We start from the raw sequence: 26465 nt of genomic DNA, 5'->3' as shown, positions 1-26465 counted from the left end.
GGGCGAATCTCCTAGGCTGCAACCTGTTAAGAAATCGTCGTTCCGGCCTGCCGTGTCAGGCTTTGACATGGGCCGCGGGGCGGTCCAGCCTGAAGCCATGCCGCTCGAGCCGCCTGACCGGGATTCGCTGTTCCTGCCCGATCTTGGCGGCGCCACCGCCAGTGGCGGCGCGATCCCGGGCCTGGCGAACGAGCCGGCCTGGGTTCTGGCCGCGCGCGAGCCTTCGGCGATCCCGGTGCTGATCGCGGTTCCCCACGCCGGGCGGGTCTATCCGCCGGGGGTGGAGGAGCACCTGCGAAGCCCGGCCCAGGCCGCCCAGCGTCTGGAAGACCGGCTGGTGGACCGGCTGGGCGAGGCCGTGGCCGCGGCGACCGGCGCGGCCCTGCTGGTGGCCCGCGCGCCGCGGGCGATGATCGATCTCAACCGCGCCCCCGACGATGTCGACTGGTCGATGTTCACGCGCGAGCCGGACGAGGCGGAGCGCTTGCCGGGCGGGCCGGGTGGCCGGGCCGGCGGCGGGCTGGGGCTGGTCCCGCGCCGCCTGCCGGGCATCGGGGAACTGTGGAAGCGGCCGCAGCGGCGGGCCGAGCTGGAGGCGCGGCTGGCGCAGATCCACCGGCCCTATCACGCCGAGCTTGCCAGCCAGCTCGCCCGTTTGCGTGAACGCTGGGGGACCGCCTTGCTGCTCGACCTGCATTCGATGCCGCCGATGGCCGCGCGCGGCGGGATGCCCGCGCCCGAATTCGTGGTGGGCGACCGGTTCGGTGCGAGCTGCGCGGGGACCCTCACCGCGCTGGCCTTCGCCTGGTTTGCCCGGGGCGGACGCCTGGCGGCGCACAACCGGCCCTATGCCGGGGGCTACTCGCTCGATTGCCATGCCGACCCGCGCGGCGGGGTCCACGCCTTCCAGATCGAGATCGCGCGATCGTCCTATCTCGATTCGCACCTGATGGAACCGGGCGCCGGGTTTGCCGCCGTGGCCGATCACCTGGCCGGGCTGGTCCGGGCGCTCGCGGCCGAACTGGCGGCCATGGGGCAGATGACCCGAAGCCGGGGCCGGGCCGCCGACGGATGGGCGCAAGCCGCGGAATAGCGTGGTTTTCCCCGGTTCCGGCAGTCGCCTTCGGCGCCGGCGCAAGCAGCCCATAAAAAACCACCTCGTGCAATTGCACGAGGTGGCCAAGGTTCAGGGAGGAGGTGCAACAAGTGCACCAACCCGACTGGGCCATGAGGGAAGCGCCAGTCAGGCAGTTTCCATATAGTACGGATGGTGAAAAATTTCAACCGCAAAGGCGCGCACCCGGCGCGGCGGTTTGGCCGGGAGGGGGCGGGCGGTGGCCCATTCCCGCCGCCAGCCCGGTGGTTCCGCCCCCCGCGCGGCGCTCAGGCCCGAGCGCGGGGGCGGAACCTCGGTTCAGGCCGCCGGCGCGGGGACCGGACCCTTGCCCTGCTGGACCTGGCGGCCGAAGATTTCGCGAATCAGGTCGAGCGAGAACAGGTGGGCATAGATCAGCGGAAGCAGGCCGCTCTGGTTCCAGCCGCGCAGGACATCACCGCGCACTTCGCGCAGGGCTTCCTGGTTGATCATCTGGAAGCCGCGATAGACGAAGGGCTGTTCGCTACCCTCCTGCTGGATCGCCACTTCGCCGTCCATCAGCAGCTTGTGCTTGGCCAGGTCCTCGACGAAGGCCTGGGTCCGCATCCCGGCCTGCTCGAACTGCTCGCAGAAGCCGAGCAGGGCCTTGGTGTTGTCGCTCGGCTGGTCACCGTCGAACAGGGCCGCGCCTTCCGCGAATTCGCCGACCAGGTCACTCGTCGGGTCGAAGCACAGCGACAGCTCGTCGCTATCGGGCGCCAACTTGGCGAGGAGGAAGGGATAGCGGCGGACATAGGCCGGGATGTAGATGTTGTCGGTCACCTTGCCTTCGGCGTCGACGAACACGTTCACGCCTTCGTTCAGGCCCATCAGCGCCAGCGGCACCGGGTTTTCGCCCGAGGAGAAGATGATCGGGAAATGGCGCGCGGCGGCGGGGAATTCCTCGACCGTCAGCGGCACGGCGTGGAAGCCGGCGAGCCAGGGCGCGCGGTCGGTGGTCCGGGTGCGCCAGGCGGTGTGATCGCGGCTGTTGAGCGGCATCAGGTCCTGGTAGAAAAGCGGCAGGCTTGCTTGCGGCGCGCTGGCCATTGGTCACTCTCCGGTTGGGCGCGCCGGGGCGGGCCGAAAATGGGATTGGCCCGGGGCTGCCGGGCGGGCCGCATCCTCTAGGCGCTGGGCGAATTCGGCGCAAGTCCGGGGCCGGACGCCGCCTCGCCAGCCCTGCCGCCAGCCCTTTCGGCCCGCACCAGCTTGCCCGGATTGAGCAGCCCCTTGGGATCGAGCGCCTGCTTGATCCGGCGCAGCAGGGCGAGGGCGACCGGGTCCCCAAGCCGCTCCAGCTCGCCCAGCTTGAGCTGGCCGATCCCGTGCTCGGCCGAAATCGAACCGCCCCAGGCGGTGACCATGTCATTGACCTGGGCGCTGATTTTCTTGCCCGGCCCCTCCTGCCAGGCGACCCCTTCCACTCCCGGCGGGGCGATCACGTGGAAGTGCACGTTGCCATCGCCCAGGTGGCCGAAGGCAACGGCTTCCACTCCGGGGAAGGCTGCTTCAATCGCGGGGGCGGCATGGTCGATGAAATCGGCCATCCGTTCGACCGGGACCGAGATGTCGTGCTGGACCGCCGGTCCCTTGGCGCGCTCGGCCGGGGCGACCGAATCGCGCAGGGTCCAGAAGGCCTCGGCCTGGCTTTCATTGGCCGAGAATGCCGCGTCCTCGACCAGCCGGGCCGCGAAGGCGGCAGTCATCGCTTCCTCGACCGTCGGGCGCAGGGCCGCGGCGCCGGCGGCATCGGCCGTGGCTTCGATCAGCACGTGCCAGGCATGATCTCCGGCCAGCGGCGCGCGGGCGGCCGGCAGGTAGGCAAGAACGGCGGCCAGGCTCGCATGGGGCATGATCTCGAAGCCTTCGAGCGCCGGGCCGAGCGCCTGCTCGCAATGCAGCAGCAATTGCCGCGCCACCTGGACCGAAGGCACCGCGCACCACACCGCGATCCGCTCGGCCACGGCCGGCACCAGCGCCAGGGTGGCGGCGGTGATGATCCCCAGCGTGCCTTCCGAGCCGATCAGCAATTGCTTGAGGTCGAACCCGCGGTTGTCCTTCTTGAGCGGGGTCAGCGCGCTGAACAGGCTGCCGTCGGCGAGCACCGCCTCGATCCCCAGCACCAAGGCTCGCATCGAGCCGTGGCGCAGCACCTGGGTGCCGCCGGCATTGGTGGAAATCAGTCCGCCGACCGTGGCCGAGCCCTTGCCGCCCAGGGTGAGCGGGAAGCGCAGGCCGGCCGCATCGGCGGCATGGTGGAGATTTTCGAGGATCATGCCGGCCTCGCAGGTGATCCGCCGGGCCTCGCGGTCAAGCTGGCGCACTGCGTCCATCCGTCGCAGCGACAGCAGCAGCGCGCCGCCCGAGGCATCGGGCGTGGCGCCGCCGCACATCCCCGAATTGCCGCCCTGGGGCACGATCGGCACCCCATGGTCGGCGCACAGCCGCACCAGCGCGGCGACTTCGGCGGTCGAGCCGGGCGAGGCGAGGGCCAGGGCGCGCCCGGTGAAGCGCCCGCGCCAGTCGGTCAGCCAGGGGGCGACGAGGTCGGGATCGCTGGTGAGGCCGCGCGGACCCAGCAGGGCCGTCGCGGCGGCGAGAAATGCGGTGCGGTCAGGCTCGGCGCTCATGGGCCGGCGCTATGCCACAGGCCTGCGCCGGTCACCAGTCGCCCAAGCGGCGCTTGGCAAGCGCGCAAGGCCCGCTAGGGTGCAAGTTAAGCGAGTGTTCAACCGGTTCGGGTAATGCCATGGCGATGATGAGGCGGAGCGCGATCGATCCGCGCCCCCTGGCTGGAGGCCTGACCCGACGATGAACCCGTTGCTTGGCCTGATTGCACCGGCGCTGGCCGTGCTGCCGGTCGTGCTGTCGGGCGGCGGCGAGGAGGCCGGTCCGCGGACCGCGGGGGCCGGCGATGGTGTCGCCGCCGAACTCGCGCCGGTCGAGCCGCCGGTCGCTGAACCCCGCTCCGGCGAGCCTGGCGCCTGGCGTTCCTTCGCGCAGGCCGAGCGATCGCTGCGCGAGGGTGAGCCGGCCCGGCAGGTGCGGATCGAGCAGCGGGTGATCATCCGCATTGCGCCTGGCGCCGTTCGCGGCCCGGCCCTCGATCCGCGCCGGGGGCTGTTCTCGCCGTTTCCGCCCGAAGCGCGCGCACCCCGCACGATCGAGCGCAAGATCGCGCAGTGCCTCCCGGTCAGCGCGATCGCCGGGGTCCAGCCCGATGGCAGCCGCCTGCTCCTGTTCATGCGCGACCAGCGGATCGTCAGCGCCACGCTCGACCAGGGCTGCCGCGCGCGTGACTATTATTCCGGCTTCCTGATCGAGCGCACGGTCGATGGAATGCTCTGCGCCGGGCGCGACAAGCTGCTTTCGCGCTCGGGGGCGAACTGCGGGATGAGCCGGCTGCGCCAGGTCGTCGTGCTGGGCGACGATGACGACGAATAGCCCTTGCGGCTACCGGCCGATGGCCCGGGTGGCGATTTTCTTGACTTTGCGGCCCGTCTGCGCCTAGGGGCCGTCAGTCCCGCCGCAGCCTCTGGCCGACGGGCCGGCCGGACGGCCTCGCTTGCGGGAAACCGCGGGTCCATCTTCCGGCATCTTCCTGCCTGACCGGACCAACGAAAACTATGACCTTCGCCGACCTCGGCCTCTCTCCCGAATTGCTCAAAGCCGTGGAAACGTCCGGCTATACGGAGCCCACCGCGATCCAGGCCCAGGCGATTCCGCCCGTGCTGATGATGAAGGACATCATCGGCATTGCCCAGACCGGCACCGGCAAGACCGCCAGCTTCGTCCTGCCGATGATCGACATCCTGGCCCACGGCCGGCGCCGCGCCCTCATGCCGCGCTCGCTGATCCTCGAACCCACGCGCGAACTGGCCGCCCAGGTTGCCGAGAACTTCGAGAAGTACGGCAAGAACCACGATCTCAGGATGGCCCTGCTGATCGGCGGCGTGCAGATGGGCGACCAGATCAAGGCGCTGCAGGAAGGCGTCGACGTGCTGATCGCCACGCCGGGCCGCCTGATGGACCTGTTCGAGCGCGGCAAGATCCTGCTCACCGGCTGCGATCTCCTCGTGATCGACGAGGCGGACCGGATGCTCGACATGGGCTTCATCCCTGATATCGAGACGATCTGCTCCAAGCTGCCGGCCACCCGCCAGACCCTGCTGTTCTCGGCCACCATGCCGCCGCCGATCAAGAAGCTGGCCGATCGCTTCCTGACCAACCCCAAGTACATCGAGGTGGCGCGGCCCGCTTCCAACAACACCAACATCGCCCAGCACAAGGTGAAGGTGGACACGCGTCGCAAGCGCGAGCTGCTGCGCCAGTTGCTGCGGAGCGACAACGTCAACACCGCGATCGTCTTCTGCAACCGCAAGACCACGGTGCGTGAACTGGCCAAGAGCCTCAAGGCCGATGGCTTCTCCGCCGGCGAGATCCATGGTGACATGGATCAGTCCTCGCGCATCGCCGAACTTGACCGCTTCAAGGCCGGCGACATCAACATCCTCGTCGCTTCCGACGTCGCCGCCCGCGGGCTCGACGTGAAGGGCGTGAGCCACGTGTTCAACTACGACACGCCGTGGCACCCGGATGACTATGTCCACCGCATCGGCCGCACCGGGCGTGCCGGCGCCAGTGGCCGGGCCTTCACCTTCGTGTCGCCCGAGGATGCCGAGGCCATCGCCAATGTGGAGAAGCTGACCGGCAGCGCCATCCCCTCGTTCACCTATGCGCCCGAAGCTGCCGAGCCCGCGGAATCCCGCCGCTCCAGCCGCTCACGCGACGAGGATCGTGACGGCGAGCGCGGCGGTGAGCGCGAGGAGAGGCCTAGCCGCGCCCGCAGACCGCGCGAGGACCGTCCCGAGCGCGCCGAGCCGGCCGAACGCGCCGCCCGCGAGGACCGTCCCCGCCGCGAGGAACGGCCGCGCGATGTTCGGCGTGACGAGCGCCCCCGCGAGGATCGCCCCCGCGACGAGCGTCGCCCGCGCCGCTTCGAACCGGCCGAGCCGCCCAGCGCGCCGGGCGAATGGAACGGGCCGGTGCCGGGATTCCTTAACGTTTCGGCGCTTTAACCGCCGATGGCGAAACGGCTGCTTGCGACAGGGGAATGACTGTCGCAAGACGCTCGCCAGGCAGGGCGGCCAGCCGGTCGCCGCGCGCGGAAGGACACGCATGACCATGACCTGCGGCACCAAGGCCAGACGCGCCGCATGACCGGGCTGCTGGCCATTCCCGCCGCCATGATGCTGGCCAGCGCCGCCCCCCAGGCCGCGCCGGCGCCAGTGCCATCGACCGCGCCCGCCGCCCCCGCTGCCGCCGAACCGGCCCAGACAGCACCGGCCACATCGGCAACCGCGCCAACACCCGTGCCGGCCCCCGCCGCGCCCGGCGAAATCGTCGTTTCCGCGCGTCACGCCACCAAGGAAGACCCGCTCGCCGGCCTCAATGCCAAGAGCTACGAGGCGATCCAGGCGGTCGACAATGCCGTGGTCGGCCCGGTGGCCCATGGCTACCAGAAGGGTGTCCCCGGCCCGGTCCGTTCGGGCCTCAGGAATGTCCTTCGCAATCTCGACGAGCCGGTTTCCGCGGTAAACTATCTGCTGCAACTGAAGCCCGGCCGCGCGGTGAAGTCGCTTGCCCGCTTCACCGTCAACACCACCTTCGGCGTGGCCGGACTGGTCGACGTGGCGAAGACGAAGCCGTTCAACCTGCCCTACCGGCCCAACGGCTTCGCCAACACCTTCGCCTGCTGGGGCATCGGCAACGGCCCCTATTTCTTCGTGCCGCTCGCCGGCCCGATCACCCTGCGCGATCTCGCCGGCCTGCTGCTCGACCGGGCGGCCGTGCCCTTCGCCGTCGGCAAGCCGTTCAACAAGCCTTACTATGCGCTCCCCGCCGGGGTGATCGACAGCCTCAACGACCGGATCGAGATGGACGGCCAGCTTCAGCGCCTGCGCGAGGAAAGCCCCGATCCCTACGTGGCGACGCGCGACCTCTACCTCAAGCAGCGCCGCGCCGAAGTGGGCGCCATCTGCCCCAGCCATGGCGATGCCAAGCCCGATCCGAACCTGCCCCCGCGCGTGGGCAAGGGCGTGGATTGAGGGGCGGGAAGAAAGGCAGTATTGCCCTCTGGCATCCGTCGCCCCGTGTCAGGCACGGGGCGACGTTCCAGGTGTTGGAGGCCCGGCCCCGGCTGCTCACCAGCGGCGCCTCAGGCCGACCGAACGAAACTGTCGATCACCCGCTTGTGGCCGGCCTCGTCGAAGTCAATCTCCAGCTTGTTGCCTTCCTGCGCCGCGATGGTGCCGGTGCCGAACTTCTCGTGGAACACCCGGTCGCCCACCTTCAGGTCGAGCCGGGGCTTGGCCGCGAAGCTGGCCGCGCTGCGGGTGCTTTGCGCCACCCGGCGCGGCGCCGGATCGAACGGGGCCGCCGCCGCCCGCTGCCAGCCCGGCCCGCGCGTCGCCGTGCGCGCAGGCTGCTCGCGGGCGACATGGGCGAAGGGATCGTCGCGCTCCGACCATTGCGCCCGCCACAGCGAGGCGCCGCCCGAAAGCGTGGTCTCGCTGGCGAGGTGCTCCTCGGGGATTTCCGCGATGAACCGACTGGGGATCGCAGAGGTCCACTGGCCATAGATCCGCCGGTTGGCGGCATGAAGGATCGTGCAGCGTCGCCGCGCCCTGGTGATTGCCACGTAGGCAAGGCGCCGCTCCTCCTCCAGCGCGGATAGCCCGCCCTCGTCGAGCGCGCGCTGGCTGGGAAACACCCCTTCCTCCCAGCCGACCAGGAACACCTGGTCGAATTCCAGCCCCTTGGCGGCGTGGATGGTCATGATTGTGACCTTCTCGGTCTCGTCGTTCGCATCGTTGTCCATCACCAGGCTGACGTGTTCGAGGAAATCGCCCAGCGTCTCGTAGTCCTCCATGGCACGGGCCAGCTCGGTCAGGTTCTCCAGCCGCCCGGCAGCCTCGGCGCTGCGTTCGGCCTGGAGCATGGCGGTATAGCCGCTCTCGTCGAGCACCACGCGCACCAGTTCGGCCGGAGCCAGCCGCCCGGCCTCCTCGCGCCACCGGGCAAAGTCGCGCACAAGCGCGAGCAGGGTGCCCCGGGCGCGGGCCGGCAATTCGTCGGTATCGCAGATATCCAGCGCGGCGCGCAGCAGCGGGACGGCGTTGGCCCGGGCATGGCGGTGGATCTTTTCCAGCGCCTTGTCGCCCAGCCCCCGCTTGGGCGTGTTGACGATCCGCTCGAAGGCGAGGTCGTCGGAACCTTGCGCGATCAGCCGAAGGTAGGCCAGGGCATCGCGCACTTCCGCCCGCTCGTAGAAGCGGAAGCCCCCGACGATGCGATAGGCAAGGCCGATCTGGATGAAGCGGTCTTCCAGCTCGCGGGTCTGGAACTGCGCGCGCACGAGGATCGCCGTGCGATCGAGCCGAGCGCCCTCCCGCTCAAGTCGCTCGATCTCCTCGCCCACCCGGCGGGCTTCCTCCGGCCCGTCCCACACGCCGATCACCCGCACCTTGTCTCCGGCATGAGCCTCGGTCCACAGGGTCTTGCCGAGCCGCTCGGAATTTGCGCCGATCAGGCCCGAGGCGGCGGCCAGGATCTGCGGGGTGGAGCGGTAGTTCTGCTCCAGCCGGATCACCTTGGCGCCGGGAAAATCCTTTTCGAACTTGAGGATATTGGCCACTTCCGCGCCGCGCCAGGAATAGATCGACTGGTCGTCGTCGCCCACCACGCAGATGTTCTGCCGGCCTTGCGCCAGGAGCCGCAGCCACAGGTACTGGACCTGGTTGGTATCCTGGTATTCGTCCACCATGATGTACTTGAACCTTGCGCGGTAAGCCTCGAGAATCTCGCGGTTGGCGCGCAGCACGTTGAGCATATGGAGCAGCAGGTCGCCGAAGTCGCAGGCGTTCAGCGCCTTCAGCCGGTCCTGGTAAAGCTGGTAGAAGCGCTGGCCCTTGCCATTGGCATAGGCCTCGTTCTCCGCCGCATCGAGATCGCCGGGATTGAGCCCGCGGTTCTTCCACCGGTCGATGCAGCTGGCCAGCTGGCGGGGCGGCCAGCGCTTGTCGTCCACGCCCTCGGCCTGGATCAACTGCTTGAGCAGGCGCAACTGGTCGTCGGTATCGATGATCGTGTAATTGCTTTGCAGCCCCACCAGTTCGGCGTGCCGGCGCAGCATCCTGGCGGCGATCGCGTGGAACGTGCCCAGCCATGGGATGATGGAATTCTGGCCCTCCACCGCCGGTCCGATCAGCTCGCCCACGCGTTCGCGCATTTCGCGCGCGGCCTTGTTGGTGAAGGTGACGCAAAGGATCTCGCTCGGCCAGGCCCGGCGCGACATGACCAGCCAGCCCAGCCGCGCGGTGAGTGCCGCGGTCTTGCCGGTGCCGGCACCCGCCAGCATCAGCACCGGCCCTTCGGTGGCGAGCACGGCCTCGCGCTGGGGCGCGTTCAGGCGCTCCAGCCATTCGGGGGCGGCGGCGGGGGCGGGCAGGTGCGCGGCGAGGTCGGCGGGGAGGGGATCGTCAGGCAGGGACATCCGTGAACAGTTAGGGAACATTGGCCGCGGCGGCAAGCGCCATGCGGCCACGGTGGCTGGGGCGCCGTCGATCGCGCCGGGGCGCCCGGCCGCCGCGCGGACAGGAACCCATTGGCCACGGCGGAGTCTTTCTGGGCGACTGCCCGCGCAGGCGGGCGCCTCAGGAGAATCCCGATGCGACAAGCCCTTGCCGGCGGAACGCTGGTTCTCGCCGCCCTTGCCGTCCCGCTCGCCGCCCAGCCTGGTGCCGGCAACATGAATTCCATGCCGCGCCAGGTGGTGCCGGTCCCTGCGGATTCGCCGGCGGCCGCCGCCTTGCCGCCAACCACGCCGACCACGGTGAACAACACCCTGCCGCCACCGCCCGTCGCCGCGCTGAACAAGGCCTACCCGGTCTGCGCCCAAGGCATGACCGACAATTGCCAGAACCCGGGCGAGGGCGGGGCGCCGCCGCGAAGCCGGCCGGCCAAGGCCCGGCATCATCACCGCACCCACTGATCTCGGCCAAGCGGGGCGGGGCTTATGGGGGCGGGTTCCTTGACAGCCGGGCGGGGCTGGGCAACCCACCTGCCCCATGCACGCCCCCGCACCCCATCCCGTCCGCGCTCATGCGCGCGTCCTGACCGCCGCGCTGGTCGGCACCGCGGTCGAGTTCTATGACTTCTACATCTATGCCACGGCGGCGGCGCTGGTCTTCGGGCCGCTGTTCTTTCCCGCCGCCAGCGCCGCGGCGCAGACCATGTTCGCCTTCATGAGCTTTGGCGTCGCCTTCGTGGCGCGACCCATCGGGGCGATTGCCTTCGGCCACTTCGGTGACCGGATCGGGCGCAAGGCCACGTTGGTGGCCTCGCTGATGCTGATGGGCGGCTCCACCCTGGCGATCGCCTTCCTGCCGACTTACGCCATGGTCGGCTGGGTGGCGCCGGCGCTGCTGTGCCTGATGCGGTTCGGGCAGGGCTTCGGCCTTGGCGGCGAATGGGGCGGGGCGGCGCTGCTCGCGGTGGAAAATGCCCCCAGGGGCTGGGAAGCGCGGTTCGGCGCGGCTCCGCAGCTTGGCGCCCCGGTGGGGTTCCTTGCCGCCAACGGCCTGTTCCTGGTGCTGGGCGCCGTGCTTTCGGAAGGCGAATTCGCGGCCTGGGGCTGGCGCATTCCGTTCCTTGCCAGCGCGGTCCTGGTCGGCGTGGGGCTGTGGGTGCGCCTGCGGATCGGCGAGACCGCCGCCTTCCGCGAAGCCCTGGCCCACGAAGCCCCGGTGCCGGTGCCGCTGGCGCGCCTGCTCGCGCATCATGGCGGGGCCGTTCTGGCGGGCAGCGCGGGCGTGGTGGCCTGCTTTGCGATCTTCTATCTCGCCACCGCCTTCGCGCTGGCCCAGGGCGCGGGACCGCTGGGCTATGCCCGCGAGAGTTTCCTTGGCGTGCAACTGGGGGCCAACCTGTTCCTCGCCCTCGGCATCCTCGCGGCGGCTGCCCATGCCGACCGGACCAGCCCGCGCCGCACCCTGGCGATCGGCGCCAGCCTGGCCGTGGCCATCGGCATCCTGTTTGGCGGCGGCCTCGCCAGTGGTTCGCTGCTCCTCGTGTTCCTGACCCTGGCGGTGTCGCTGTTCGTGATGGGGCTGTGCTATGGTCCGCTCGGAGCCTGGCTGCCCACGCTCTATCCGCCGCTGGTGCGCTATTCGGGGATTTCGGTGGCCTTCAACCTTGGCGGGATCATCGGCGGGGCACTGACCCCGCTGGTTGCCCAGGCCATGGCCGGAGCCGGGGAGGTCCACTTCGTCGGCCTGCTGATCTCGGCTGCGGGCGCGCTCACCCTGGCAGGCCTTGCCGCGGCGCGGCCGCATCGCGGTTGATTTAGCGCAACTATATGGTTCGCATGGGAAAAGACTCATGCCCGGCGGTTACTGGGAGAATCTGCCGAACAGACCAGTAAGTTTTGTCGGGTTGTTCGGTCCGGAACGGGACATGGCGGGCCTTGTCCGCAGGTTACGATTCGCTTTTCAAGACAAGCTCTGGTATTTATCATCGTCTCCAGTTCCACCGCAGCGCTTGCGCCGTGGGTCGGGAATTGGCGTTAAGGATGATTGGGCGAACTCTCAGATGATCGTGCGTGCAGGTTTCCGCGAAGCGTCATTCCCCGGCTGGCGGTTGGCGGCCGGGCGGATCGTCGCCTGGCTCGGCGCGGCCCTGTTTCTGGGGCTGGTTTGCGCGATGCCGGCCCATGCCGCGCGCCGCGCCGCGCTGATCATCGGCAATTCCGCCTATGTGAACGCCTCGGCGCTTGCCAACACCGTTGGCGATGCCCGCCGGGTGGCCCAGGCCGCGCAGCAGGCCGGCTTCTCGGTCACGCTCGCCACCGATCTTACCAAGGATGGTTTCAATCAGGCCCTGCGCCAGTTCCGCGACCAGGCGGATGGTGCCGAGGTGGCGATGGTCTACTATGCCGGACACGGGATCGAGGGCGGGGGCAAGAACTGGCTCCTGCCGGTTGACGTGAAGCTAACCGATCCACGCGATCTCAGCCTTGAGGCGCTCGAACTCAACACGATCCTCTCCACGCTCGAGGGTGCCCGCCTGCGGATCGTCGCGCTCGATGCCTGCCGCGAGAATCCCTTCGGCAATTCCTGGCGGTCCGGCACCCGCGCGGTGAGCCAGGGTCTTGCCGAAACCGAGATCGATGGCGCGCTGGTGCTCTACGCCGCGGCCGGTGGCCAGCTCGCGCTCGATACCGCCGGCGATGGCGCCGGTTCGCCCTTCGCCGAAGCCCTGGCCCGCCACCTGCCCGAGCCGGGCCTGTCGATCCACCGCCTCGGTCCCACCATCCGCGACGATGTCAAGGAGATGACCGGGGGCAAGCAGACCCCGTGGATGAGCGTGAGCATCGGCTCCGAGGATCTGGCCCTCGTGCCCCGGCCCGTGGCCCCGACGCCGGTGGCGCCTGCGCCTGCGCCTGCGCCGGTCGCTGCTCCCCCTTCCGCCGGCCTCGCCATGAACGAGGCCATGCTCTGGGCCGGGGTCGATCTGGCCGGCACCGTGGAAAGCTATGAAGGTTATCTCAACGCCTTCCCCCAGGGCCAGTTCGCCAATCTCGCCCGGATCAAGCTGGATCGCCTGCGTGCGGCGCCCGCTGCGGCCCCGGCTCCTGTCCCGGCAGCGCCCGCCGCCCCCGTGCAGGCCTATGCCGCCCCGGCGCCCGCTCCCGCCTACAGCGCGCCGGCTCCGGCCTATGCCGCCCCGGCACCCGCTTACACTGCACCGGCTCCCGCAGCGCCTCCCGCGCCTGCGCCGCAGTTCGCCCAGGCTCCGGCGCAGACTTTTGCGCCTGCCGCCGCGCCAGCCGTGCCCGCGCCCACCCCCGCACCCTATGTCGCTCCGGCTCCGGCTCCGGCCCTGGCGGCGCCGGAGCCGCGCCCCGCCGTTCCGGCGCCAACTCCGGCGCCCACGCAGGATCTGGCCTGGGCGCCCGCCCCGGCGGCCGCGCCGCCAGCCGCGCCAGTCAAGGGCGGCATCGTCGGCGCCTTGCGGAGCGTCGCCGATCTCGCGCGGACCGGAATTGATCGCCTGCGCGGCAAGTCCGACGCTGCGGGCAGCCAGCCTGCCGCTCCCGCCGAGCAGCCGGCTCAGGCTCCGGCCCTGGCCCCGACCCCGGCCGCCGCCCCCGTTTCCGCCTCGACCCAGCAGTTCGTTGCCGCGCCCGCCGCCTCGGCGCCCGCCACCGGTACGGTCACCCAGCTTGGCGTCCTCCACAATCCGCGCGATGGCCAGCCGCTCCCGGCGATCCCCGCCGCGCCGCGCCTGTCGACCGCGGGCTATCCCACCTGCCGCGAAAGCTACCAGGGCATTCCCGGTCCGCTCGAGAAGATCGCCGCGATCAATTCGTGCATCGTCGAACTCGGCCGATTCTCGGAAACCGTGCTCAACGGCTTCGCCAAGGCCATGATCGTCCACCAGGACGAGATTTCGCGCCTTTATAGCGACCGCGTGGGCGGGAAGCCCGAATATACCCCGGAAAGCCAGAACTGGTTCTATTCCGAGGTCATGAAGGAACACGCGGCCTCGAATCCGGGCGGATTCAACTATGGGGATCACCTGGCCGCCAAGCGCCGGTTCGACGATGACATCGCCTATCTGCGCGATCGCTACTGCTTCTGGTCCGGCACCTGCGGCGGCTATTCGCCGCCGCCCGGAGTGGGCGTCGCCGGCCAGGCTCCGGCCAGGCCGGGTGGGCGCTGATCGGCAGGGCCGGGCGCATGATTTTGTATTCAGGCAAGTTCTAGACGGGGCGATGGTATGTTTGAAGTCACGCTGAAAGTTCTCCGCGGAGGAACCCTGCTGGGCGCGCCGCTGCTGGCAGGCGCCATGCTGCTGGCCCAGGCTGCTCAGGCCGCCCCGGCCCATGACGTGCGCCCCTACAGCGCCGATGATGCCAATGTGCTGCTGAACACGCCGATCGATGGCCCGGCGCCTAGCCAGGCCAGTTGCGGACCGCGCGAGATCCTGCTCGACGATGGCACCTGCGCGGCCACCCGGGCGTTCTCGATCGCCAAGATGGGCACCCCGGCTCCCGCCGCCCAGCTGACCACGCGCCCGGCCAGCCCGCCGCGCGCCCAGCTTGCGCCCGGCAAGGCCCGGTCCGCCGTCTCCGCGCCGCGCGCCGCCGCGCGCGCACCCGGCCGGCAGGACGTGCCGCTCCAGTTCGCCATGGGGTCGACCGAACTCACCCCCCAGTCGAAGGCCAATCTCGTCACCCTGGCCAAGGCGCTGGCCGCCCCGCAGCACCGCGCCAAGCGGGTCCGCATCGTCGGCCATACCGATCGCAGCGGCCGCCGCGAAACCAACCTGGCGCTATCGCAGCGCCGGGCCGATGCCGCCGCCGAATTCCTCGCGGGTCAGGGAGTCGATCGCGCCCGCATCGATACCCTGGGCGTCGCCGATACGGTGATGATCGAAGGCGTTTCGCCGTTCGACGGCCGCCAGCGCCGGGTGGAGATTACCCGCAGCCAGTAAGGCGATCGAGGGGGCAGGGCGCGGCGCTAGGCGGCGGCAAGCCGCAGCAGCGTTAGCCGCGCCTTGCCCACCCGGCGTTCGGCCACGCTATCCAGGCCGCGCAGCCTGGGTTCCTCGTCGGCGGCCGTTTCCAGGCTGATCCAGGTCGCCGGGCCGATCCAGCCCAGCCGGACCAGCTTGTCGAGCGCAACTGCCCCGGCGCCGGTGTGATAGGGCGGGTCAAGCAGAACCAGGTCGAGCGGCTGCTTGGGCTGGCCCAGCGAGAGCACCGAGGAGGCCCGCACGTCGGCCTGGGCCTGGGCCTTGAGATTGGCGAGATTGGCCCGGATCGCGCGGATCGCCGCCGGATCCTGCTCCACGAACAGGCAGCTGGCCGCCCCGCGTGACAGCGCCTCCAGCCCCAGCGCGCCCGAGCCTGCGAACAGGTCGGCCACGGCCAGCCCGTCGAAGCTGCCGAGGCGGCTCAACAGCATCGAGAACAGGGTCTCGCGGGTGCGGTCGGCGGTCGGGCGGGTGGTGTCGCCCTCGGGGGCAGACAGCTTGCGCCCGCGCCACTGGCCGGAAATGATCCTGAGGCTCACGCCACGATCCTCACGGCCGGCGCCCTTGCGACTTGCCGCCCGGGCGCGGGGGCTTGCCACCCGGCTTGCCACCGCCACCACTACCGCCACCGGGCCTGCCCCCACCGCCGGGCTTGCGCGGGCCATCGCTGCGGCGGTTCCGGTCAGGCTTGCCGGCCGCCTCGGAGCGGCTGGAATAGAGCGTTTCGCGGCTGCCCGACGCGGATCGGGCGGGGCGCTGGCCCGGCTCGCCCCGGGCGCGGCGACCGGTCGGCGCGGCAAGCGGCGCGGCGCCGTCGCCATGGGCCGCCGGAGAGGCGCGGCGCGAACCGGGCGCGGGTGCCCGGCGGTCGCCGCCCCGTTCGCTACCCCGATCGCCGCCTCGTTCGACCCCGCGTTCGCCGCCACGGGGGGGCGCCGGGCGGGCTGGCCGTTCGCCACCAGGCTTGGCGCTGCGCGGGCCACCACGCGGGCCGCCGCCCCGGCCTCCCTGCGGCGCCGCGCGCTCAGGCTCGGTCTTGCCCTGGGCCGGCTGGCGCGGCGCGGGCGCCTCCATCGGCGGCGCGAACACCGGGGCCAGCGCCTTGCCGCCGCCCAGCAGGGCCTTGCGGAACCGCTCGACTACCGCCTGCGGCACTTCCCAGGCGCTCCCGCGCGGCAGGTCGCCTAGGTGGAACGGGCCATAGGCGGTGCGAAGCAGGCGGCTGACTTCCAGCCCGAGGAATTCCAGCACGCGGCGAACCTCGCGGTTCTTGCCTTCGGCCAGAGTCAGCTCGATCCACTGGTTACGGCCCGTGCGCCGCTCCATGTTGGCATCGATCGCGCCATAGCGGATATCGCCGATCTGGACGCCCTCGATCAGGTCTTCCAGCCGGCTCTGGGTGATGTCGCCGAAGGTCCGCGCGCGATAGGTGCGTGGCACGCCCGAGGCCGGCAGCTCCAGCGCCCGCTTCAGCTCGCCATCGTTGGTCAGCAGCAGCAGGCCTTCGGTGTTGAGATCGAGCCGGCCCACCGGCATCACCCGCGGGGTTCCCTGGGGCAGGGCGTTTCTGAGAGCGGCGTAGATCGTAGGCTTGCCGTTGGGATCGCGCTCGGCGGTGATCAGGCCGCTGGGCTTGTGGAACAGGAACAGCCGGGTCGCCTCGGGCGCGCGCACCGGGCGCCCGTCCACCGTGATTCCCCTGAGATCGGGCAGGACCGTCGCCGGGGTGGTCACCACCTCGTCGTTCAGGCGCACGCGTCCTTCGGCGATCAGCCGCTCCACCTCGCGCCGACTGGCCACGCCCGCCCGGGCGAGCAACTTGGCGATTCGTTCGCCAGTCCGGGCGCCGGTCGGGTCGGTGGGGGAGTCGGTCATGGCGGCGCTGTAGCCGCGTGGCCGTCATGCGTCAAAAAGCGGGGGAGGCGAGCGGGCCGGCACTGGCCATGGCGCGCAAGGCGCTACATAATCCCGGCTGGACCAACCTCCGTTCGTGTCGAGCCAAGTCGAGACACGTTGCGCGAGGTGTCTCGACTGCGCTCGACACGAACGGCCAGAGGGGCGGGCCATATTCGCGAAAGGGAAACCCATGGCCACCACTGCCAAGCCGGCGCGGCCCAAGGGGCTGGCGGTGCTGCGGATCGCCCTGCAATCGCGCAAGTCGGCCACCATGCTGGCTTTCGGCTTCGCCTCGGGCCTGCCCTATGCCCTCTTGATCGGCACGCTCAACGCGTGGCTGGGCGAAGTGGGGGTGAAGCTCGCCACGATCGGCGTGCTCTCGTGGATCGGCCTGTCCTATTCGTTCAAGTTCCTGTGGTCGCCGCTGGTGGACCGGCTGCCCTTGCCCGGGCTGGAGCGGCTGGGGCGGCGCAAGAGCTGGATCTTCCTGTGCCAGGCCGTGCTGGTCCTGGCCTTCGCCGGCCTCGCGCTCACCGATCCCGCCCATGCCATCGGCACTTTCGCCCTGTTCGCCTTCCTTGCCGCCCTGGCTTCCGCCACGCAGGATGTCGCGGTCGATGCCTGGCGGATCGACGTGGCCGACGAACAGGCGCCGGTGGAACTGCTGAGCGCGATCTACCAGTTCGGCTACCGCATCGCCTCGATTGTCGGCGGGGCACTGGCGCTGGTCCTGGCCGCGCGGATGAGCTGGGCCTCGGTCTACCTCGTGATGGGCGGTCTCTTGCTGCTGGTGGCCTTCATCACCCTGCGCGCGCCCGATACGCCGCGCCCGGAAAGCGCCACCCTGCACCGCGAACTGGCCGAACCCGGCGCGCTCACCCCTGCGGCGCGCGGGATCGCGCTGGCCGTGGTCGGGATCAGCTGGGCCTGGGCGATCGGCACGATCGTGGTGTTCATGATCTCGATGCTGGCCCCGGCCGATCCGGCGGCGCCCCTGCCCTCGGTGGGCGATTTCACGCGGGCTTATGGCCCGTGGATCATCGCCGCCACGGTCGGCGTGCCCTTGCTGACGGCGGCAGTCACCAACTGGATGAAGGCCCACGCTCGCTCGGTCCTGACCGCGCCCGAAACCGCCGTGTCCGGCCTGCGGACCGCGGCCAACCACCTTTATGTCGCACTGGTCTCGCCGCTCGCCGAACTGTCGGCGCGGCTGGGCTGGGGGGTGCTGGTGGTGATCGGCATGATCCTCACCTACACCCTGTGCTACAATATCTGGTCGAGCTTCGCCTTCCCGTTCTATCTCGATTTCCTGAAGTATTCGAAGGACGAGGTGGCCTTCGCCTCCAAGGTCTTCGGCATCTTCATGACCATGCTGGGGATCAGCCTGGGCGGCTTCCTGTTCGCCCGGCTCGGCCGGATGCCCACGATCCTGATCGGCGCGGTGCTGCCGATCCTCGGCAATTTCGCCTATGCCGACCTGGCCGAGGGTGCGCCGCACATCGATGCCCTGGGGGCGGCGATCGGGCTGAAAACCCTGTTCGGCCTGTTCGGCTTCGATGAACGGATGATCCGCCTGCTGCTGGCGATCTCCTTCGAGAACGTCTCTACCGGCATCGCCGGCGCGGCCTTCGTCGCCTATCTTTCCGGCATCGTCAGCCGCAATTACACGGCGGTGCAATATGCCCTGCTCTCCTCGCTCACCTTCCTGATCGGTTCGCTGGGACGTGGCATCGCGGGCGAGGCCTTCGATACCTATGGCTATGCCACGGTCTTCCGCTGGACCGCGGCGGCGGGGCTGGTGGCGGTGCTGTTCGTGCTGTTGGAATGGGCGCGGGTGCGGCGCGAATTGTCCGCTCGTCCTGAGGAGCCTTGAAGCCGTTAGGCTGAACGGCGTCTCGAAGGATCAGTCCGGCAACTGCCGGTTCAGCCTGAGCACTTCGCCGGCCAGGTAAAGCGAGCCGGCGATCAGCACGTCGCCTTCGGGGGGCAGGGCGGCAAGGGCACTGGCCACGTCGGCAAAGGCGCGCACCGGCAGCTTGGTGAAGGGCGCGAAGTCCTCCGGCGCGTGGGCCTCGTGGCCGGGCGCGGGGACGATGGCCACACTGGCCAGCCTGTCGGCCAGCGGCACGAGAATGGCCGAAGGGTCCTTGCTGGCCAGCATTCCCATGATCAGGTGCAACCGCTGTCCGGCAAAGAACCGCCCCAGCGCCGCCCCGGCATCGGGATTGTGCCCGCCATCGAGCCAGACCGCGCGGCCGGGCGCCAGCGCGGTCAGCGGCCCTTCGTCCAGCCGCTGCAACCGCGCCGGCCAGCGCGCGGACCGCAACCCTTCGGCCATCGCCTCGGCGCTGACCGGGAGGCGGGACTGGTGGCGCAGCATGGCAAGGGCCAGCCCGGCATTGTCCACCTGGTGCGCGCCGGGCAGGGCGGGAAGCGGCAGGGCCAGCCGGCCGGCGCGATCGCTGTAGACCAGGCCATCGCCGTCTTGCGCCACGTCCCAGTCCACCCCGCGCACCAGCAGGGGCGCCCCGGCCTTCCCGGCGACGGCGCGGACCACCTCGGCCACCGCCGGCGGATAGGCCTGGGTAACCAGCGGCGCCCCCGGCTTGGCGATGCAGGCCTTTTCGAACCCGATCCGGGCCAGCGGCTCGGCCGGGACCCCTTCTTCCGGGCGCAGCAGGAAGGCCTCGTGGTCGATCCCTAGCGAGGCGATGCCGCAGACCAGCGGGGCGGGGATCACGTTGGTCGCATCGAAGCGCCCGCCCAAGCCCACCTCGATCACGCAGGCATCCGCCGGGGTCCGGCTGAAGGTCAGGAACAGGGCGGCGGTGGTGACTTCGAAAAAGCTGGGCGCAAGGTCGGCGCAGGCGTCGAGCACTTCGGCCAGGAGGTCGGCCAGCGCGTCGTCGCCGATCAGCTCTCCGGCCATGCGGATGCGTTCGTTGTAGCGGACCAGATGCGGCTTGGTTGCAGCGTGGATGCAATAGCCTTGCGCCTCCAGCATTGCGCGCAGGAAGGCGCAGGTCGATCCCTTGCCGTTGGTGCCCGCCACGTGGAACACCGGCGGCAGCCGCGTCTCGGGATGGCCCAGCCGCGCGCACAGGTCGCCGATCGTCTCCAGTCCGAAGCGCCCCTGCGGCAGGGTCAGCGCGGCCAGCCGGTCAAGCTGGGCCTGGACCCGGGGATCATCGGAAGTGGCGAAGTCCTTCATGGCGCAAGCCCCTCCCGCGTCCGGGAGGGGGGTGTGGTCACGCCGCCTTGGCGGGCTGGAGGTAGCCCAGCACCTGGGCCAGCGTGGCCTTGAGGTCGCGGCGGTGGACGACCATGTCGACCATGCCGTGCTCGGCCAGGTATTCGGCGCGCTGGAAGCCCTCGGGCAGCTTTTCGCGGATCGTGTCCTGGATCACCCGCTGGCCGGCAAAGCCGATCAGGCAGCCCGGCTCGGCGATCTGCACGTCGCCGAGCATGGCATAGCTGGCGGTCACGCCGCCGGTGGTCGGATCGGTCAGGATCACGATATAGGGCAGGCCGGCGCGGGCGAGGCGGCGGACGGCGACCGTGGTCTTGGGCATCTGCATCAGGCTGAGAATGCCCTCCTGCATCCGCGCGCCGCCGGCCGCCGTGCAGATCACATAGGGCGCCTTGGCCCGAATCGCGGCTTCGGCGCCCACCACGAAGGCTTCGCCCACGGCCATGCCCATCGACCCGCCGAGAAACGCGAAATCCTGCACGCCCAGCACCACTGCATGGCCATCGACCGCGCCGTGCGCGTTGGTCAGGGCATCGGGATGGGGATTGGCGGCACGGGCGGCCTTGAGCCGGTCGGGATACTTGCGCGAATCGCGGAACTTGAGCGGGTCTTCCTTGACCCTGGGGGTCGGCAGGACGGTGAAGCCGGGATCAAGCAACTGGCCGAACCGCTCGTCCGTCTTCACCCGGCCGTGGTGATCGCACAGCGGGCAGACCGAGAGGTTGGCCTCATAGTCCTTGGTGAACAGCATTTCCTTGCATGAAGGGCACCTGATCCACAGATTGTCGGGCGTGTCGCGCTTCGGGGTGAAGGGCAGCGCATTGCGAACGCGGGTAATCCAGCTCATGCTGGCTCCTTACGCGATTGGTGGACGGCTTGCGAGAGGGCCGTGGTGAGTTCGCGCACCGGGCCGGCGGCGTTTTCCCCATGGCTGGCAACCAGATCGACCAGGGCCGAGCCGACGACCACGCCATCGGCCACCTGGGCGATGGCCGCGGCCTGTTCGGGCGTGCGTACGCCGAAGCCCACCGCGACGGGGATCGTGGCCGAGGCCTTGAGCCGCGCGACGGCTTCCTCGATCGAGGTCTGCGCGGCCTGCTGCAAGCCGGTGATCCCGGCGACCGAGACATAGTAGAGGAAGCCGGACGAGCCATCGAGCACGGCGGGCAGCCGGGCGGCATCGGTGGTCGGCGTGGCGAGGCGGATCAGCGCCACGCCTGCATCGCGCAGGGCCGGGCCGAGTTCGGCATCTTCCTCGGGCGGGATGTCGACGCAGATCACACCGTCGATCCCGGCCGCGACGCATTGCGCCGCGAACCAGGTCGAGCCACGGGTGATCATCGGGTTGGCATAGCCCATCAGGACCAGCGGCACGTGCGGGTGGCGGGCGCGAAAATCAGCGGCGATGCGGAAGATGTCCGCCGTGCGGGTGCCCGCGCCGAGGCTCCGCAGGTTAGCCGCCTGGATCGCCGGGCCATCGGCCATCGGATCGGTGAAGGGCATCCCCAGCTCGATCACGTCGGCCCCACCTTCAACCAGCGCATCGAGGATCGCGGCGGTGGCGGCGGGCGTGGGATCGCCGCCGGTAACGAAGGTGACGAGGGCCGGATGGCCCTTGGCGAAGGCGGCGGAGAGGCGGCTTTCGGCGGGGCGGGTCACAGCGAAACCCCCAGGTGTTCGGCCACCGAGAAGATGTCCTTGTCGCCCCGGCCGCACAGGTTGGCGAGGATGATGGTGTCTTCCGGCAGGGTGGGCGCAACCCTGGCGACGGCCGCGATGGCGTGGCTGGGTTCGAGCGCGGGAATGATCCCTTCGGTGCGGCACAGGAGTTGGAAGGCGTCGAGCGCCTCCTTGTCGGTCGCCGAGGTATATTCGACCCGGCCCACTTCCTTCAGCCAGGCGTGTTCCGGGCCGATGCCCGGATAGTCCAAGCCAGCGCTGATCGAGTGGCCTTCGACGATTTGCCCGTCCTCATCCTGCAACAGGTAGGTCTTGTTGCCATGAAGCACGCCCGGGCGCCCCCCGGCGAGGCTGGCGGCGTGTTCCTTGTCGAGCCCGTGGCCCGCCGCCTCGACGCCAAGCATCCGGACGCTGGCATCATCGAGGAACGGGTGGAACAGGCCGATCGCGTTGGAACCACCGCCGATCGCGGCGACCAGCAGGTCGGGCAGGCGGCCGGTGCGGCTCAGCATCTGCGCGCGCGCTTCCTTGCCGATCACGCTCTGGAAATCGCGGACCAGCTCGGGATAGGGGTGCGGGCCGGCGGCGGTGCCGATGATGTAGAAGGTATCGTGCACGTTGGCGACCCAATCGCGCAGCGCCTCGTTCATCGCGTCCTTGAGGGTGGCGGCGCCGGCGGTGACGGGCACCACCTGTGCGCCCAGCAGCTTCATCCGGAACACGTTGGGCGCCTGGCGGGCAACGTCGGTGGCGCCCATGTAGACCACGCAAGGCAGGCCGAAGCGGGCGCAGACCGTGGCCGTGGCGACGCCGTGCTGGCCCGCGCCGGTCTCGGCTATGATCCGGGTCTTGCCCATCCGCATGGCGAGCAGGATCTGGCCGATGCAGTTGTTGATCTTGTGCGCGCCGGTGTGGTTGAGCTCGTCGCGCTTGAACCAGACCTGCGCGCCCATTCCAGCCGGGGCACCCTTGCGGAGTTCCTCGGTGAGGCGCGGGGCGAAATAGAGAGGGCTGGGCCGCCCGACATAGTGTTCGAGCAGGTCGTCGAATTCGGCCTGGAAGGCCGGATCGGCTTTGGCCTTGCGATATTCGCGTTCGAGCTCGAGGATCAGCGGCATCAGCGTTTCGGCGACATAGCGACCGCCGAACTGGCCGAAGTGGCCGCGCTCGTCAGGCTGGTTCCGGAAGCTGTTGGGGGTCTGGACGGTCATCCGATGCGCTTGGCAGAGGGCATCGCGAATGTCCAGATTCCCCCTTTGGGCAGGCGGGGCCGGGCCAGCCTGCCCAAAGGGCAGCCTGAGGGGGATTGGGAATAGTTGCAGATGAATCTAGCGTTGCCGCGTTGCAACAGGTGGTGTGCAAATGCGGCAAGCGACTGATGTTGTTCATTGCGGCGACAGAATCCAGCCCGTACCCGGGCCTCCGCTCTCGTCAGAAAGAGCAACCGGCACTGTCTGGCCTTCGGGCAGGATCAGGCCGGACTTTGAACTCAGGAGTACTACCATGCGCAAGATCATCCTCCCCGTCCTCGCCTCGCTCGCCCTTGCGACCCCGGCCCTCGCCAACGAAGCTCGCGTCGAAGCGCGTGGCGGCGTCTACTGGCTGCCGGGCAACAGCGAAGCCACCGCCGGCGTTGCCGCGGGCTACGACTACGACCTCGGCTCGACCGCCTTCGTCGGCGCCGAACTGTCGGCCGACAAGATCCTGACCTCGGGCACCAAGGTCGCCTATGGCTTCACCGGCCGCGCTGGCGCCAAGCTTGCCGCCACCAAGCTGTTCGTCGCTGGCGGCTACACCACCGAACCCTGCACCGGCTGCGAGGGTGCCTGGCACGCCGGCGCCGGCGCCGAGCTGCCGCTGATGGGCAAGGTCTACGGCAAGGTCGAGTACCGCCACTTCTTCGTCGACAACTTCGCGGATTCGGATTCGCTCGTTGCCGGCGTCGGCATCAAGTTCTGATCGCTTCCGCGACAGCTTGAACAGGGAAGGGGCGGCCGGCGACGGTCGCCCCTTTTCGCATGGGCGCCGGGATAACCGGCGTTCCCGGTGCCTCGCCGGTTCAGGCCGCGCGGGCGGCCGCGCAGAAGGCGGCGACCAGCCCGGCGTCCTTCACGCCCGGCGCGCTTTCCACGCCCGACGAGGTATCGACCAGCGGGGCGCCGGTCAGCCGCACGGCCTCGGCGACATTGGCGGGGTTGAGCCCGCCGGCCAGCCCCCAGGGCGCGCGGGCCTTCCAACCGGCGAGCAGCGACCAGTCAAACGCCAGCCCCATGCCGCCGGGCAAGGTGCCTTTCGGCGTCTTGGCATCGAACAGGATCAGGTCAACCGCCCCGACCCAGGCGGCGGCGCGCGCCACATCCGCCGCGCTGGCGACGGGAACGGCCTTCCACACCGGCAGGCCGTGGCGGGCGCGCAGCTGGGCGGCGCGCTCGGGGCTTTCCTCGCCATGGAGCTGGAGCACGTCGAGCCGGGCGGCGGCGACCGCTTCGGCGATCATGGCATCATCGGCATCGACGAACAGGCCGACCCGCGACACGTGGCCTTCGGTGCGGGCGGCGAGGGCGGGCGCATCGCGCAAGGGAACATGGCGCGGGCTTTTCGCGAAGAACACGAAGCCGACATGATCGGCCCGCGCGGCGATCACCGCGTCGAGGATGGCGGGCGTGGTCACGCCGCAGATCTTGATGGCGGGAGCGGGCATGGGCCGGCCTTAGCCGAGGTTGGGAAGGCGCGGAAGGGCCGCGGGCCGCACCGGTTCACGCGGAGGCGCGGAGTCGCGGAGAAGGGAAGAAAATCTGTTCGCGCAGAGGCGCAGAGAGGAGTTTGCGCCTTTGCGCGAAGCGGCTTTCAAGCCTCCAAGGCTACAGGGCTTGAAGGCGGCTTCGCCGCCAACACCGGGTCCTCTGCGCCTCCGCGCCTCCGCGTGAAACCCCGCTTACGGCACCAGCTCGAACTGCACCGTGACGGCGACGCTCAGTTGCAGTTCGCCGGCCTGGACCGGGGGCGCGGCGGCGACGCTGTCGGCCATGGCCATGCGGTACATCACCGGCTGGGGCGGCGACCAGCCGCCGCTTTCGCTGATCGAGAGCACGCGGTTGACGCGCAGCCCGGCGGCGCGGGCATAGAGCTCGGCCCGGGCGCGGGCCTTCTGCATGGCGGTGGTGCGCGCCGCATCGAGCAGGGGATCGGGGTTTTCCACCTCGAACGACGGCCCGTTGACCTGGTTGGCCCCGGCGGTGACGAGGGTATCGATCACCTTGCCGAAATCCTTGAGATTGCGCTGGCGCACACTGACCGTGTTGTTGGCCTGGTAGCCCACGATGCGCGGGCTGGGCGGATCGATCGTGCCATCGGGCAGGCTGCGCTGTGGCGCATAGACCGGGTTGAGCGAGAGGTTGCTGGTCTGGATGTCCTTGTCGGCAATCCCGGCGCGCTTGAGCGCGGCGATGACGCGGCCCATGTCGGCCGAATTGGCGGCGAGGGCTTCCGACGCGGTCTTGCCCTGGCTGACCACGCCGGCGCTGAAGCTGGCGATATCGGGTGCGCGGGTGATCTTGCCATCGGCGGACACGGTGAGCAGCGTGCCCCCCACGGCGAGGACCGGGGCCGGACCGGACTGGGCCGAGGCGGCGAGGGGGAGCGCCCCGGCAAGGGCGGCTGCGGTTGCGGCGAGCAACAGGCGGGAACGCTTCATCGTGGGTTTCTCCCGGTTCGTCTGGCCTTGGTGTGGGGCCAACAGGATTGCGCGGCGATGAACCGGCCGCCAGCGCCGCCTAGAGCGTGGCCTCGATCGCGCGGGCGGCGGCGACGGGATCCTCGGCGCGGGCGATCGGGCGGCCGATGACGAGGACGCTGGCCCCGGCATCGCGGGCGCTGCGCGGGGTGACCACGCGCTTCTGGTCGGCAAGGTGGCCGGCTTCGGCCGGGCGCAGGCCGGGGACGACGAGATAGCCGTTCTTCCAGCGCCGATGGACTTCGCCCACTTCGTGGCCCGAGCAGACGATCCCATCGAGTCCGGCTTCCTGGGCAAGATCGGCCAGGCGCAGAACCTGGTCGTGCGGGGTGCCGCCGACGCCCGTGGCGGCGAGGTCCGCGTCATCGAGGCTGGTGAGCACGGTGACCGCGACGACCTTGCAATGATCGCCCGCGGCGGCCTTGGCATCTTCCAGCATGGCCCGCCCGCCCGCGGCATGGACCGTGACGATCGCCGGCTGGAGGACGTGGATCGCCTGCATCGCGCCGGCGACCGTGTTGGGAATGTCGTGGAGCTTGAGATCGAGGAAGATCGGCAGGCCGACCTTGGCCAGTTCGTGGACCCCGTGGTGGCCGTGGGCGCAGAAGAATTCGAGCCCGAGCTTGAGGCCGCCGACATGGCCCTTCACCTTCTGGGCAAGCGCAACGGCGGCATCGAGGCGGGGCAGGTCAAGCGCGAGGTAGATCGGGTTCATGCAGGCTCCGGCAGATCAATCGCCGGCAGCGGCGGTTGCGGGGGGCGTTTCCCCGGATTGCCGGGCGGCGTCAAGCTGGGTGATGGTGAGCGCGGCGGTGGGCTGGCGGCTGGCCGCTTCAAGCGCGGAAATGCGCCGCTTCAGGCGCCAGCGGCCGGCGATATGGACCAGCCAGGTGGGCAGCCAGCCGACCAGGAACGCGATGACCACCAGGAACGGCAGCCGGGTTTCCCACAGCAGGCCTTCCCAGATCTTCACCACGATCTTGCCTTCGGCGGTGACCGCCGTGGCCCAGTTGTTGAGCGAAAACAGGATCAGGGCGATGATCAGCACCACCCATGTGATCGTGCGGACTATCCGCATCGCCCCGCCTCCTTTTCCTGCACGATTGCAGCCGGACGCGATGCTAGGGCGGTTTGGCGCCGAAGGGAAGGGCGGGGCGCGCGCGCTTGGC

Annotated in this window: 23 protein-coding genes; 10 read left to right on the top strand and 13 right to left on the bottom strand. The window is 70.0% G+C overall.

The window, feature by feature from the left end:
• Positions 1–97 precede the first annotated feature (97 nt).
• Positions 98–1093: an N-formylglutamate amidohydrolase gene (locus tag ACFOD9_RS04280; RefSeq protein WP_379508849.1), complete on the top strand. Its 996-nt coding sequence runs from the start codon at positions 98–100 to the stop codon at positions 1091–1093.
• 321 nt (positions 1094–1414) lie between these two features.
• Here ACFOD9_RS04280 and ACFOD9_RS04275 read toward each other — a convergent pair whose 3' ends face one another.
• Complete coding sequence (locus tag ACFOD9_RS04275; protein WP_379508848.1) at positions 1415–2185, bottom strand: SapC family protein; 771 nt, start codon at positions 2183–2185, stop codon at positions 1415–1417.
• A gap of 77 nt (positions 2186–2262) precedes the next feature.
• Positions 2263–3768: an FAD-binding oxidoreductase gene (locus ACFOD9_RS04270; RefSeq protein WP_379508847.1), complete on the bottom strand. Its 1506-nt coding sequence runs from the start codon at positions 3766–3768 to the stop codon at positions 2263–2265.
• 181 nt (positions 3769–3949) lie between these two features.
• On the opposite strand from ACFOD9_RS04270, the gene ACFOD9_RS04265 reads away from it, so the two are divergent.
• The 3 genes from ACFOD9_RS04265 (at position 3950) to ACFOD9_RS04255 (ending at position 7245) form a co-directional block, all read left to right on the top strand.
• Positions 3950–4582 (top strand): hypothetical protein, encoded by a 633-nt coding sequence (locus ACFOD9_RS04265; protein WP_379508846.1) that lies wholly within the window; start codon positions 3950–3952, stop codon positions 4580–4582.
• A 182-nt stretch (positions 4583–4764) separates the two neighbouring features.
• Positions 4765–6216, top strand: a complete 1452-nt coding sequence (locus tag ACFOD9_RS04260; protein ID WP_379508845.1) for a DEAD/DEAH box helicase — start codon at positions 4765–4767, stop codon at positions 6214–6216.
• Positions 6217–6354: 138 nt separating this feature from the next.
• Positions 6355–7245: an MlaA family lipoprotein gene (locus tag ACFOD9_RS04255; protein ID WP_379508844.1), complete on the top strand. Its 891-nt coding sequence runs from the start codon at positions 6355–6357 to the stop codon at positions 7243–7245.
• A 110-nt stretch (positions 7246–7355) separates the two neighbouring features.
• On the opposite strand, the gene ACFOD9_RS04250 is transcribed toward ACFOD9_RS04255, so the two are convergent.
• On the bottom strand, positions 7356–9692 hold the full coding sequence (locus ACFOD9_RS04250) for an ATP-dependent helicase (RefSeq protein WP_379508843.1): 2337 nt from the start codon (positions 9690–9692) through the stop codon (positions 7356–7358).
• Positions 9693–9866: 174 nt separating this feature from the next.
• Here ACFOD9_RS04250 and ACFOD9_RS04245 point away from each other — a divergent pair, with 174 nt between their 5' ends.
• The 4 genes from ACFOD9_RS04245 to ACFOD9_RS04230 all read left to right on the top strand — a co-directional run bounded on the left by ACFOD9_RS04245 (position 9867) and on the right by ACFOD9_RS04230 (position 14695).
• Entirely contained in the window at positions 9867–10190 is a 324-nt protein-coding gene (locus ACFOD9_RS04245) for a hypothetical protein (RefSeq protein WP_379508842.1), read from the top strand.
• A 76-nt stretch (positions 10191–10266) separates the two neighbouring features.
• On the top strand, positions 10267–11541 hold the full coding sequence (locus ACFOD9_RS04240) for an MFS transporter (protein ID WP_379508841.1): 1275 nt from the start codon (positions 10267–10269) through the stop codon (positions 11539–11541).
• Between the two features lie 253 nt (positions 11542–11794).
• On the top strand, positions 11795–13921 hold the full coding sequence (locus ACFOD9_RS04235; RefSeq protein ID WP_379508840.1) for a caspase family protein: 2127 nt from the start codon (positions 11795–11797) through the stop codon (positions 13919–13921).
• A 57-nt stretch (positions 13922–13978) separates the two neighbouring features.
• Complete coding sequence (locus ACFOD9_RS04230; RefSeq protein WP_379508839.1) at positions 13979–14695, top strand: OmpA family protein; 717 nt, start codon at positions 13979–13981, stop codon at positions 14693–14695.
• Positions 14696–14721: 26 nt separating this feature from the next.
• Here ACFOD9_RS04230 and rsmD read toward each other — a convergent pair whose 3' ends face one another.
• Entirely contained in the window at positions 14722–15276 is a 555-nt protein-coding gene (gene rsmD, locus ACFOD9_RS04225) for a 16S rRNA (guanine(966)-N(2))-methyltransferase RsmD (protein WP_379508838.1), read from the bottom strand.
• A 10-nt stretch (positions 15277–15286) separates the two neighbouring features.
• Entirely contained in the window at positions 15287–16612 is a 1326-nt protein-coding gene (locus tag ACFOD9_RS04220) for a pseudouridine synthase (RefSeq protein ID WP_379508837.1), read from the bottom strand.
• Positions 16613–16823: 211 nt separating this feature from the next.
• Here ACFOD9_RS04220 and ACFOD9_RS04215 point away from each other — a divergent pair, with 211 nt between their 5' ends.
• Entirely contained in the window at positions 16824–18506 is a 1683-nt protein-coding gene (locus ACFOD9_RS04215) for an AmpG family muropeptide MFS transporter (protein WP_379508836.1), read from the top strand.
• A 30-nt stretch (positions 18507–18536) separates the two neighbouring features.
• On the opposite strand, the gene ACFOD9_RS04210 is transcribed toward ACFOD9_RS04215, so the two are convergent.
• From ACFOD9_RS04210 to trpB, 4 genes are read right to left on the bottom strand one after another with little or no spacing between them, the layout of a single operon-like run.
• Positions 18537–19844, bottom strand: a complete 1308-nt coding sequence (locus ACFOD9_RS04210; protein WP_379508835.1) for a bifunctional folylpolyglutamate synthase/dihydrofolate synthase — start codon at positions 19842–19844, stop codon at positions 18537–18539.
• 37 nt (positions 19845–19881) lie between these two features.
• Positions 19882–20730, bottom strand: coding sequence for an acetyl-CoA carboxylase, carboxyltransferase subunit beta (gene accD, locus ACFOD9_RS04205; protein WP_379508834.1), 849 nt, complete (start codon positions 20728–20730; stop codon positions 19882–19884).
• Positions 20727–21542, bottom strand: coding sequence for a tryptophan synthase subunit alpha (gene trpA / locus ACFOD9_RS04200; RefSeq protein ID WP_379508833.1), 816 nt, complete (start codon positions 21540–21542; stop codon positions 20727–20729). Before trpA ends, accD begins: the two co-directional genes overlap by 4 nt.
• On the bottom strand, positions 21539–22774 hold the full coding sequence (gene trpB / locus ACFOD9_RS04195) for a tryptophan synthase subunit beta (RefSeq protein WP_379508832.1): 1236 nt from the start codon (positions 22772–22774) through the stop codon (positions 21539–21541). The genes trpA and trpB overlap by 4 nt, the downstream gene beginning before the upstream one ends.
• Positions 22775–23066: 292 nt before the next feature.
• Here trpB and ACFOD9_RS04190 point away from each other — a divergent pair, with 292 nt between their 5' ends.
• Entirely contained in the window at positions 23067–23522 is a 456-nt protein-coding gene (locus tag ACFOD9_RS04190; RefSeq protein WP_379508831.1) for an outer membrane protein, read from the top strand.
• A 100-nt stretch (positions 23523–23622) separates the two neighbouring features.
• On the opposite strand, the gene ACFOD9_RS04185 is transcribed toward ACFOD9_RS04190, so the two are convergent.
• The 4 genes from ACFOD9_RS04185 to ACFOD9_RS04170 all read right to left on the bottom strand — a co-directional run bounded on the left by ACFOD9_RS04185 (position 23623) and on the right by ACFOD9_RS04170 (position 26374).
• Positions 23623–24264, bottom strand: coding sequence for a phosphoribosylanthranilate isomerase (locus tag ACFOD9_RS04185; protein ID WP_379508830.1), 642 nt, complete (start codon positions 24262–24264; stop codon positions 23623–23625).
• Positions 24265–24498: 234 nt separating this feature from the next.
• Positions 24499–25257 (bottom strand): SIMPL domain-containing protein, encoded by a 759-nt coding sequence (locus ACFOD9_RS04180; protein WP_379508829.1) that lies wholly within the window; start codon positions 25255–25257, stop codon positions 24499–24501.
• A 79-nt stretch (positions 25258–25336) separates the two neighbouring features.
• Positions 25337–26011, bottom strand: a complete 675-nt coding sequence (pyrF, locus tag ACFOD9_RS04175) for an orotidine-5'-phosphate decarboxylase (protein ID WP_379508828.1) — start codon at positions 26009–26011, stop codon at positions 25337–25339.
• 15 nt (positions 26012–26026) lie between these two features.
• Complete coding sequence (locus ACFOD9_RS04170) at positions 26027–26374, bottom strand: DUF1049 domain-containing protein (RefSeq protein WP_379508827.1); 348 nt, start codon at positions 26372–26374, stop codon at positions 26027–26029.
• Positions 26375–26465: the final 91 nt, after the last annotated feature.

Origin of the sequence: Novosphingobium bradum (genome assembly GCF_042646485.1) — a bacterium.
In the GTDB taxonomy this organism is placed as follows: domain Bacteria; phylum Pseudomonadota; class Alphaproteobacteria; order Sphingomonadales; family Sphingomonadaceae; genus Novosphingobium; species Novosphingobium bradum.
This window is presented reverse-complemented; position numbering and strand designations above follow the sequence as displayed.

What these genes read in the sequence shown, in the direction of transcription:
- ACFOD9_RS04280 (WP_379508849.1), top strand. Translation starts at nt 98, where the DNA reads ATGCCGCTCGAGCCGCCTGACCGGGATTCGCTGTTCCTGCCCGATCTT.
- ACFOD9_RS04275 (WP_379508848.1), bottom strand. Translation starts at nt 2,185, where the DNA reads ATGGCCAGCGCGCCGCAAGCAAGCCTGCCGCTTTTCTACCAGGACCTG.
- ACFOD9_RS04270 (WP_379508847.1), bottom strand. Translation starts at nt 3,768, where the DNA reads ATGAGCGCCGAGCCTGACCGCACCGCATTTCTCGCCGCCGCGACGGCC.
- ACFOD9_RS04265 (WP_379508846.1), top strand. Translation starts at nt 3,950, where the DNA reads ATGAACCCGTTGCTTGGCCTGATTGCACCGGCGCTGGCCGTGCTGCCG.
- ACFOD9_RS04260 (WP_379508845.1), top strand. Translation starts at nt 4,765, where the DNA reads ATGACCTTCGCCGACCTCGGCCTCTCTCCCGAATTGCTCAAAGCCGTG.
- ACFOD9_RS04255 (WP_379508844.1), top strand. Translation starts at nt 6,355, where the DNA reads ATGACCGGGCTGCTGGCCATTCCCGCCGCCATGATGCTGGCCAGCGCC.
- ACFOD9_RS04250 (WP_379508843.1), bottom strand. Translation starts at nt 9,692, where the DNA reads ATGTCCCTGCCTGACGATCCCCTCCCCGCCGACCTCGCCGCGCACCTG.
- ACFOD9_RS04245 (WP_379508842.1), top strand. Translation starts at nt 9,867, where the DNA reads ATGCGACAAGCCCTTGCCGGCGGAACGCTGGTTCTCGCCGCCCTTGCC.
- ACFOD9_RS04240 (WP_379508841.1), top strand. Translation starts at nt 10,267, where the DNA reads ATGCACGCCCCCGCACCCCATCCCGTCCGCGCTCATGCGCGCGTCCTG.
- ACFOD9_RS04230 (WP_379508839.1), top strand. Translation starts at nt 13,979, where the DNA reads ATGTTTGAAGTCACGCTGAAAGTTCTCCGCGGAGGAACCCTGCTGGGC.
- ACFOD9_RS04220 (WP_379508837.1), bottom strand. Translation starts at nt 16,612, where the DNA reads ATGACCGACTCCCCCACCGACCCGACCGGCGCCCGGACTGGCGAACGA.
- ACFOD9_RS04215 (WP_379508836.1), top strand. Translation starts at nt 16,824, where the DNA reads ATGGCCACCACTGCCAAGCCGGCGCGGCCCAAGGGGCTGGCGGTGCTG.
- ACFOD9_RS04210 (WP_379508835.1), bottom strand. Translation starts at nt 19,844, where the DNA reads ATGAAGGACTTCGCCACTTCCGATGATCCCCGGGTCCAGGCCCAGCTT.
- accD (WP_379508834.1), bottom strand. Translation starts at nt 20,730, where the DNA reads ATGAGCTGGATTACCCGCGTTCGCAATGCGCTGCCCTTCACCCCGAAG.
- trpB (WP_379508832.1), bottom strand. Translation starts at nt 22,774, where the DNA reads ATGACCGTCCAGACCCCCAACAGCTTCCGGAACCAGCCTGACGAGCGC.
- ACFOD9_RS04190 (WP_379508831.1), top strand. Translation starts at nt 23,067, where the DNA reads ATGCGCAAGATCATCCTCCCCGTCCTCGCCTCGCTCGCCCTTGCGACC.
- ACFOD9_RS04185 (WP_379508830.1), bottom strand. Translation starts at nt 24,264, where the DNA reads ATGCCCGCTCCCGCCATCAAGATCTGCGGCGTGACCACGCCCGCCATC.
- ACFOD9_RS04180 (WP_379508829.1), bottom strand. Translation starts at nt 25,257, where the DNA reads ATGAAGCGTTCCCGCCTGTTGCTCGCCGCAACCGCAGCCGCCCTTGCC.
- pyrF (WP_379508828.1), bottom strand. Translation starts at nt 26,011, where the DNA reads ATGAACCCGATCTACCTCGCGCTTGACCTGCCCCGCCTCGATGCCGCC.
- ACFOD9_RS04170 (WP_379508827.1), bottom strand. Translation starts at nt 26,374, where the DNA reads ATGCGGATAGTCCGCACGATCACATGGGTGGTGCTGATCATCGCCCTG.